5 protein-coding genes are annotated in these 7384 nt (G+C 27.2%); all 5 read right to left on the bottom strand.

Annotated features, from left to right (window positions below; translation table 11 throughout):
• Nucleotides 1-372: 372 nt before the first annotated feature.
• Nucleotides 373-1038 (bottom strand): phosphatase PAP2 family protein, encoded by a 666-nt coding sequence (locus AYC61_RS02265; RefSeq protein ID WP_066496295.1) that lies wholly within the window; start codon nt 1036-1038, stop codon nt 373-375.
• A gap of 377 nt (nt 1039-1415) precedes the next feature.
• On the bottom strand, nt 1416-2267 hold the full coding sequence (locus tag AYC61_RS02260; RefSeq protein ID WP_066496293.1) for a TraX family protein: 852 nt from the start codon (nt 2265-2267) through the stop codon (nt 1416-1418).
• A 674-nt stretch (nt 2268-2941) separates the two neighbouring features.
• Complete coding sequence (locus tag AYC61_RS02255) at nt 2942-3805, bottom strand: TraX family protein (protein ID WP_066496283.1); 864 nt, start codon at nt 3803-3805, stop codon at nt 2942-2944.
• Between the two features lie 301 nt (nt 3806-4106).
• Entirely contained in the window at nt 4107-6116 is a 2010-nt protein-coding gene (gene ptsG, locus AYC61_RS02250; RefSeq protein WP_066496280.1) for a glucose-specific PTS transporter subunit IIBC, read from the bottom strand.
• Nucleotides 6117-6423: 307 nt separating this feature from the next.
• A complete protein-coding gene (locus AYC61_RS02245; RefSeq protein ID WP_066496276.1) occupies nt 6424-7260 on the bottom strand; it encodes a PRD domain-containing protein in 837 nt (278 codons plus the stop codon).
• Nucleotides 7261-7384 lie beyond the last annotated feature (124 nt).

Raw genomic sequence — 7384 nt, 5'->3', positions numbered from 1 at the left:
CATACTCACAGAGCAGTACCCTAAAGAAATCAAACCAATAAATCCTTTAGAAGCTACATGACATTTTTTGACCACGACATTGATGCCTACATTTTTTCATCTTTTTATTATCATAAAAATTTAGGCATCTCCGAGTAAAAAAAAAAATGTCTTGTATGGTTTCAACCCATAAACATTGAGCTACACTTACCTCTAAGTTTGACCCTAACTACTATCAATTTTTGAACTCTTACTAAATATTATTATATAAAAAACCCATGAAATATCAATTTCATAGGCTCCCTAACTTATATTTTTTCTTTGTTACTTTATCAAGGCAATAACATTATTTATTCTAATTTATAATGCTATTTTCCAATATTATTTTCCACATCAATTTTCTAATTTTTTTTTCATAGTCAATAACGAAATTATTTTCTTTTTCAAAATAACTCCTCCATCATTGCTTAAAAACTCAACAATTTTATATACTATTTCACCTAATAATATCGCAAATATTAAATCTAAAATCACATGCTGTTTTACAAATTGCGTAGACAATATAATGAGTATTCCAATTATATTAGTAAGTAATTTAAAACTTTTATAGATTTTAATAGCATTAATTCCTTTCATAACTATATAAGTTGTTGTAACATGTGTACTAGGAAAACAATTATATGGTTGATCATGGTTATATATAAAAGTTACTAGCCTTGTTAATATATCGTTGTCTACAAGCTCTGGTCTTAATACCGTTGTTTGAAAATAATAATATAAAACTGAACAAATTATTAACCCAATATTTAAACTAGCTAGGGCTATGTAATATACTTTTTTATTTTTAAAACATAAATATACGAGTCCACCCAAAACATAAATATACCAAAATATATAAGGTAAAATAAATATTTTTAGAAAAGGTACTGCCCTGTCTATATCAGTTAATAGACTATATACACCTCTATCTGCATTATTTAATAATTTATAAGATATATTGATTAATGGAATTGATAATAAAAAACTCAACCCCAAAATATTCTCTTTGATTTTTTTCACACTAATTCTCCTCTCAAAATAAATTTTGATAAGATAAAAATATTGTATTTTACTAAATTAATTTTTTTATAATCTTCTTTTGTCTCCTATTTAATATTCTTTGCATATTCATTAATATTATAAATGTCTATATGATTTTTAAAAATGTTAAAATATCCATTAATAAATAATGAATACAAATCTACATAATAATACTAAGAACGAGACCAATAAATATAGATACATACTTAAGTAAAAATTAAAATTATATTCTTGTTGTAAAATATTTTTATATATCACGTTTTAAATAATAATTAGATATTAATACTTCTAACATCAAAAAAATCCTACTTGATAACAAATTAATCAAGTAGGATTTTAAATTATTATATGAAATTTTAATTTATTATCCAATTAATTGCCATTAATACTACTAGATGTACTGGATAAAACCAATATCCTATATACTTATTCAACTTGAATTTTGGTTTTATTGACTCTAATACATATATTGCTATTAATGCAAATATACTATTTGCTTGAAGTGTATATATATAAAATTTACTACTTACGACTTGCCATATTTCTTTAAATCTAAATAAACATTCAACTGGACTAACTTTTAAACTATGAGAAATCTTATATGCTCCAAGGATTTGAATCTGTAATACTGACAAAAATATATATCCAATAACCATATTTAATTTTTTATCATGCAAGATATGAAATAGTAGTACCATCAAAGATGAATAATAACTGCATTCTATAATTGCATGATGAGTCATCATAGTTAATACTTCAGGCATTATAATTATTAAAACAAGCCCAATAAACGTTACCACTGCTAGTAAAAGATTCTTATTATTTTTTTCTTTTCTATAATTAGAAACATAAGCAATCCCCTTATCATACACATACAATACTAAAATAGATAATAAAAATGCAAAAAGAATATTCAACGTATACCATGGTCTAGAAAAAACTAAACAAAATGGTATTTGTGAAATCAATGCAAATACTAATAATCTTTTAACATAATTTTTTAAATTAGAAGTCTTACTATATCCTATGGCTATTTGATATGCAAATATTGGCAATGCTAACCTTCCTATAACTCTTAAAGTCAATATTCTTGGAAAAAATACTTCCCCTACGTGGTCTATAAGCATTGTAATCATTGCAAATAGTTTTAGCACATCATTTCTTTGCGTTTTAACAATTAATTCACTTTGTACTTTATTACTTTCCATTGCTCTACGCCTCCTTTTGTTTGAATTATTTAAATTTTCAAAATATATTATATTTATTTAATTACATAAATACTTTTATTTTCCTTTATATTAATACATATATTAACAAATTGTAATCTTTTATTACATTTTTGTAAATAGTGCACAGCTTTAAATGTAAGTATTTGTATTTAAATTTTATTAAACCGAGTAGGTGGTAATTGATTATTTCAATTACCGACCTCTCACACAACCAAGCGTACCGTTCGGGACTTTCACCCTATAGTTATTAAAAATAATATGTAAATTATAAAACAATATAAGGTCATTTATAGTTTTATCTTCAATATACAAATTGACGTACATTTGTATGTTTATTACCACTTCGTTGAATAAATGTAGAGTTATAGGATGATAAATTATACTTTAAAAGGACAAGTTAATGCAATCAATAGTTTTTATGCAAATGGAGGTATAGCAAGTCATGCAGGAATTGCTTTATATAAATGATTAACATATTTAATGAAAATACGTTAAATGTACATGCAAATAAAATCTCTAGACATACAAATTAACAAGAACTAAAGTAATTTTTGATTCTAAAATAATTTATAAAAAAACCTCCTTTTCAAGAATTAACCAAGGAGGTTTTTTGTAATTTCGGAATAATAATCAAATCATTACCTGCAATTTCGTTATTTTATTATCCATGAAATCATTATCAATATCGCCATATGTGCAGGATAGAACCAATAACCAACATATTTATTAAGTTTAAATTCTGTTTTAAATGACTCAAATATGAATATTGGAATAAATGCAAATATGCTTCTTACTTGAAAAAAGTATCCATCAAGCTTGAAAAAAGCACCATTTTTTGTCATCATTTTTAACGCACAACTGAATTCAAGTGTTTTTTCTAAAAATCTTGATATCATTTGAACTCCAATTATATAAGCACAAATAATTGACAAAATAGTATAGCTTAATACCATTAGTATTTTTTTATCATGATTAATATGAAATAATAGTACCATTAGAAGCAAATAAAAACTATATTCGAAATTAATTTTACCATCAGTTATTTTGTTTAATATTTCTGGAGCTATAATTATTAAGCACAACCCAATAAATATTAATATCCCTAGCAAGAGTACCTTATAACTTTTTTCTTTACGAAAGCAAGATATATGCTCAATTCCCTTATCATATACATGCATTACTCCAAGAGATAACAATAACGTAAACATAACACTTAATTGAAACGGACAAATTTCCATTCCGTATTGATACCCTAAAAACGTATAAGGCACTTGAGAAATTAATGCGAAAATAAAAAGTCTCTTACTATATTGTTTTAAATTAGAGGTTTTGCTATATCCAATAGCTAATTGATATGCAAAAATTGGTAAAGCTAGTCTGCCTATAGATCTAAAAATTAATAAATTTGGAAAAAAAGAAACCCCAACGTGATCAATAAGCATTGTAAACATTGCAAACAATTTCAATAAATCATTTCTCTGTGTTTTGACTGTCAATTTATTTTTTGCAACTTCCATTTTATTACCTCCATATAGAATTAATTAGTACTTTTAACTTTTTCTATAATAGAGTAAATTTACCTTTAATATTAATTATATGTTAATATTTTTTAATATTTTGTGTCATTTTTTACAATAATAAAGCTTTTTACTAAATAATTTGTAAGTTACTAATTTTTATACTAATTACTACATATAGTCTTTTTATCATCATTCTAGTTGTATAATATCAAATGTTTTATTCCTTTATACTCAAAGCAATTTTTCATCACTTAGTACTTCTTTTGCTATATAATTTATTTTGAAATCTGTATCAAATTTATTGAATATTAACAATATTTTCTTGTCCACATGTTACTTTTACACCTAATTTGAAAGATATTTTTTCATTCTCAGAAAGATTTGTAAAAATAATTGGTGTAATTATAGAAGATACTTGTTTATTTACTTTATCTAAATCGACACGAAGGATTGGTTGACCTGCCTTAACTGTATCATTTTGACTTACAAGCACTTCAAATCCCTCTCCTTTGAGCTTAACAGTATCAATCCCAAAGTGAATTAATACTTCACGTCCATTTTCTGCAGTAATACCAATTGCATGTTTTGTTGGAAATAAAGTCGTAATCTTTCCGTTTACAGGAGATACCACTTCTCCATTTGTTGGCTCGATTGCAAATCCATCTCCCATCATTTTTTGAGAAAATACTTCATCTGGTACATCTTCTATTGCTAAAAGTTTTCCGTTTAATGGTGATACAATTCGATCACTTTCTTTTACATCATTACTGCTTTTTTCAAGTTCAACAAGTTTTGCTGGTGTCTTACCATTCATGATATCTTTGATTTGTGATTTTAGTTGATCTGATTTTGGACCAAAAATAGCTTGAAGGTTGTTTCCAACTTCTAAAATTCCTGAAGCACCTAAAGCTTTAATTCTAGCTTTATCTACTTTTTTAATATCATTTACAACTAAACGAAGACGTGTAATACATGCATCTAAGTTTTTAATATTTTCTTTCCCGCCTAGTGCTTCTAATACATTTACTGCTAAATCTCCCGCCTTCACATTCACAACTGCTTCATCATCTTTTTCTCTTCCTGGTGTTTTAATGTCCCATTTTCTGATTGCAAAACGGAATCCAAAGTAGTATATTACGAAGAATACTATTCCTACTGGAATCACTAAATACCAAGCTGTTCTATTTGGTAATACTCCAAATATTAGATAGTCAATAACACCACCCGAAAAAGTCATACCAATTTTTACATTTAATAGATGCATTGTCATGAATGATAAACCTGCAAATACTGCATGGACTGCAAATAATGCTGGAGCTATGAATAGGAACATAAACTCAATTGGCTCTGTAATCCCCGTTAAAAAAGATGTAAGAGCAGCTGATGCCATAATACCTGCAACCAACTTTTTCTTTTCAGGTCTTGCTTCATGATACATTGCTAAAGCTGCACCTGGTAAACCAAACATCATGAATGGAAATTTACCTGTCATAAAAGCACCTGCAGTAAAAGGTACATTATCTATTAATTGTTTGAAGAAAATCGCTTGATCTCCTCTAACAAGATCTCCAGCTTTTGTTACATATTCCCCGAATTCAAACCAGAATGGTGAATAGAAAATGTGATGAAGACCAAATGGAATCAATGATCTTTCAATAACACCAAATACAAAAGTTGCTAATGTTTTGTTAGTATCAATCATACTATGTGAAAATGCATCTAATGCTCCTTGAATTGGAGGCCAAACAAATATCATAGCACATCCTAAAGCAATAGATGATACAGCTGTAACAATCGGTACAAATCTTTTTCCTGCAAAGAATCCTAAATAGGGTGGCAATTCAATATTATAATATTTTTTATAAAGACTAGCTGCCATAATCCCTACGATAACGCCACCAAATACTCCTGTTTGAAGGGTTGGAATTCCTAATATCTCTGTAAATGCACGAGCATTTTCCGCTATTTCTGGTTTAAATACTGGCACTAAAACACTCATTGTAACATTCATAATTAAATATCCAATAGTAGCAGCAATTCCTGCTACCCCTTCACCTCCAGCTAATCCTACAGCTACACCAATGGCAAATAATAATGGAAGATTACCAAATACAACGCCACCAGTTTGAGCCATGAGACTTCCAATTAATTGAAATCCTGATCCACTTAATGCTGGTATTTTTTCTAATAAAAATGGGTTTTGTAATGTTGCCCCTAACGCTAGAATAATCCCTGCAGCAGGTAATAATGCTACAGGTAACATTAATGCTTTACCAACTTGCTGTAAAACGCCAAATACTTTTTTCATGAGTACCGCTCCTTTTCTTTTATCATTATTTTTTACACGAACATCAAACTTATTAGTTAGAACTTTAAAATTTAATATTTTTTCTAAAAAAACATAAAAAAGGCATGAGCAAAAGAAAGGTAAAATAGAATTCTATCCATTTTATTTCATTCTTTTACTCATGCCTGATCGAATCAGTAACACGTAAAATCTATATTTTTATATTATCATAAAACGTTTTCTTAGACAAGATATATTTACAATTTTCTATTTTTTTCTACTTTATTCAACCTCATCGTTCGTGTCTTATAAAATAAGTAACACCCAATTAAGCTTTTTGACTATTTAATCTATGTAGATGCAATGCTATATAACCTATTTCACTTTCTGGCATGCTTATTTTCAATGTTTTCTCTATTATTTTAGAAATATCGAAAGCTACTTTAAATTCAATCATTAGTTCTTCTTTTACTTTTGATAAAAGGATATTTTCAATAGTTTTATTATTTGAAACTCTATCTAATACGCCTTTTAAATGCATAATAAATCTTTTATAATCAAAAGAGTTTTTATCTATTTTCATATTAAATTTCTTTTCTATGTAACTTAGGATTGTGTTCATCATTTTTGAGCTTTCTAAGGCTTCTTTTTTGCTTTTTTCCCCTCTACCACCGTAAATATGAAGGGCTAAAAAGCCAACTTCTGCTTCTGGAATATAGATTTTTAAATTTTCTTTTAGCATGTTAACTGCTTTTTCAGCTAAATTATATTCTGCTGGATATAATAATTTTGTCTCGGACAAGAAAGGATTTACAATCTCTATCCCTTCTTTCAATCTGTTTATAGCAAAATTAATATGGTCTATTAGTCCTACATGAACATTGGGATTGAGTCCTTCTCCTAGTTCATTTTTAACCATTTCTATTATTGCTTCAACTTGCTCTATGATTTTAGGGTCTATATTGCTAAAAAAATTTTCGTACTCATTTTCAGAAAGTCCTTTTAAAGATATAAACTTTTCATCAATAGTGTCTGGATTTTCTAAGACAAAACCTTTCTTTTTGCCGAAGCCTATACCTCTGCCAACAAGTATATAATTTTTATTTTCTTTTTCTACAAACACCACATTATTACTCAATATCTTTTTTATCACATATTCTTCCACGGCAAATCTCCATAAAAACGTTATCTGTTTATACAAGTTCTCTAATATTTTACCCATTGTATTGTATTTTATTTTAATCTATCTGTCAATAGCATTATCTTAAATTATGGATTGAAATTATTAA

The organism is Abyssisolibacter fermentans, assembly GCF_001559865.1.
GTDB lineage: Bacteria > Bacillota > Clostridia > Tissierellales > MCWD3 > Abyssisolibacter > Abyssisolibacter fermentans.
This window is presented reverse-complemented; position numbering and strand designations above follow the sequence as displayed.

Bases quoted from the DNA above. Each gene is read 5' to 3' on its own strand.
- AYC61_RS02255 (WP_066496283.1), bottom strand. From the start codon at position 3,805: ATGGAAGTTGCAAAAAATAAATTGACAGTCAAAACACAGAGAAATGAT.
- ptsG (WP_066496280.1), bottom strand. From the start codon at position 6,116: ATGAAAAAAGTATTTGGCGTTTTACAGCAAGTTGGTAAAGCATTAATG.
- AYC61_RS02260 (WP_066496293.1), bottom strand. From the start codon at position 2,267: ATGGAAAGTAATAAAGTACAAAGTGAATTAATTGTTAAAACGCAAAGA.